At 35.6% G+C, this 1,722-nt stretch carries 2 protein-coding genes; one reads left to right on the forward strand and one right to left on the reverse strand.

What is annotated here, in order from left to right; translation table 11 throughout:
* Window positions 1-174 precede the first annotated feature (174 nt).
* A complete protein-coding gene (locus ACN4EE_RS23110; RefSeq protein WP_431708859.1) occupies window positions 175-573 on the reverse strand; it encodes a pre-16S rRNA-processing nuclease YqgF in 399 nt (132 codons plus the stop codon).
* A 165-nt stretch (window positions 574-738) separates the two neighbouring features.
* On the opposite strand from ACN4EE_RS23110, the gene ACN4EE_RS23115 reads away from it, so the two are divergent.
* A complete protein-coding gene (locus ACN4EE_RS23115) occupies window positions 739-1,428 on the forward strand; it encodes a TerC family protein (protein ID WP_431708860.1) in 690 nt (229 codons plus the stop codon).
* The last annotated feature ends 294 nt before the right edge of the window (window positions 1,429-1,722 follow it).

Raw genomic sequence — 1,722 nt, forward strand, 5'->3', positions numbered from 1 at the left:
AGAGGGGGAAGAGAGGGAAGAGGGGGAAGAGGGGGAGGAGAATGCTTTAAAATCTCTGGAAGTTACGCAGTTGTACCAAAAATCAAGGTATTGAGATTCAGTGGCACAGGCTGATATGCCTATATTATCGGAATGACGAATCGCACACTTACCTGTCACTTCCCTTTTAGAATACTATAAGTCACCTGCCAAATATCGATCGATCAGAATAATAGCTACAATATCATCAACAGGGCGTGGAGGTGTGCGTAAACCCTTGGGGATTAACCGAGTTAACCCTTGAGGCGGATACATCTCCCAATATTTCTCCCTTGCTTCCACCGTGCTATTTTTTTCGTCCACTAAAACAATTTCAATAGATAAGTGTAAATTATTAATTAAGCGTTTTTTCCACTCTTGAGAAGTGGTTTGATTTCCCATGACTAGCTTGAAAGGCTTGTATTTAGAGATTAATTGGTTTAAAATCTCGATCGAATCCTCACTAGAAATCACTTTATTGTATAATATTTGCTTATTTTTATTAACAAGAGCAACACCACATTTATCTCTACCCGGATCAAATCCTAAAATCATAATGATACTAAAAAAGTACTTTAAAGAGTAAAATAGAAAACAGTAGGGGAAATAGCCAAAAAATATAGGGATCGATCGAGAATCACTCCATCAAAGAAAAAAATATTAGCTTGACCCCACCATGAAACCCATCGTAACATAAATTGAATAAGGTAAAAAATCCGAATGCTTGACCAAATTTTACATCCCTCTATCGACTTTGGCATTGAAACAGCCTTTATTTTAATTATTCTTGTCGCTTTAGAAGCGGTATTATCCGCCGATAACGCCATCGCCTTAGCCTCCATTGCCCAAGGATTAACAGACGAAAAAGAACAAAATTACGCCCTAAATATTGGTTTGTTAATGGCTTACGTCTTAAGAATGCTCTTAATTGTAACCGCTACTTGGATTATAAAATATTGGCAATTTTCTTTACTAGGGGGCTTGTATTTATTATGGTTAACCTATCAGTATTTTTCAGGTAACGAAGAAAAGGAAGAAGGGGAAGCGAAACTCAGTTTTAAAAACCTATGGCAAGCAATTCCCATGATTGCTTTTACCGATTTAGCCTTTTCCTTAGATAGTGTCACCACCGCCATTGCCGTAGCTGATGAAATCTGGTTGATTATTGCAGGAGGTACGATCGGAGTTATCGCCTTGCGTTTTTTAGCCCAACTATTTATTCGTTGGATTGAAGAATTTACTCACTTACAAGACGCAGGATTTATTACCGTTGGTTTAGTGGGATTAAGACTAATTATCAAAGTTATTTACCCTAATATTGTTCCCCCAGAATGGCTTATGATTAGCATTATTATTGGAATGTTTGTCTGGGGATTCTCTAAGAAAAATGAAGTAGAAATCAGCAAATAGAGAATTAAGAATTAAGAATTAAGAATTAAGAATTAAGAATTAAGAATTAAGAATTAAGAATTGATAAACGATTCCTCTGTACGTTGTATAATCTGAAAACTTTAATTTTCCTTTGTTTAACCTGCTAACTGCTACCTGATACCTGATACCTGATACCTGATACCACCTCAGTTCGAGATAAAAATTAGATTAAATCGATCGCTAAAAGCGGCGCTGTGCGATCGAATCATAAGAAGATTTGATTAAAAATTATGATAAATTGATTTTTTATAGCTATTTACTAAATTTAATGAA

Origin of the sequence: Geminocystis sp. CENA526, from assembly GCF_050753365.1 — a bacterium.
GTDB lineage: Bacteria > Cyanobacteriota > Cyanobacteriia > Cyanobacteriales > Cyanobacteriaceae > Geminocystis.

Excerpts from the sequence above, each read along its gene's own strand:
- ACN4EE_RS23110 (WP_431708859.1), bottom strand. The coding sequence starts at position 573 with ATGATTTTAGGATTTGATCCGGGTAGAGATAAATGTGGTGTTGCTCTT.
- ACN4EE_RS23115 (WP_431708860.1), top strand. The coding sequence starts at position 739 with ATGCTTGACCAAATTTTACATCCCTCTATCGACTTTGGCATTGAAACA.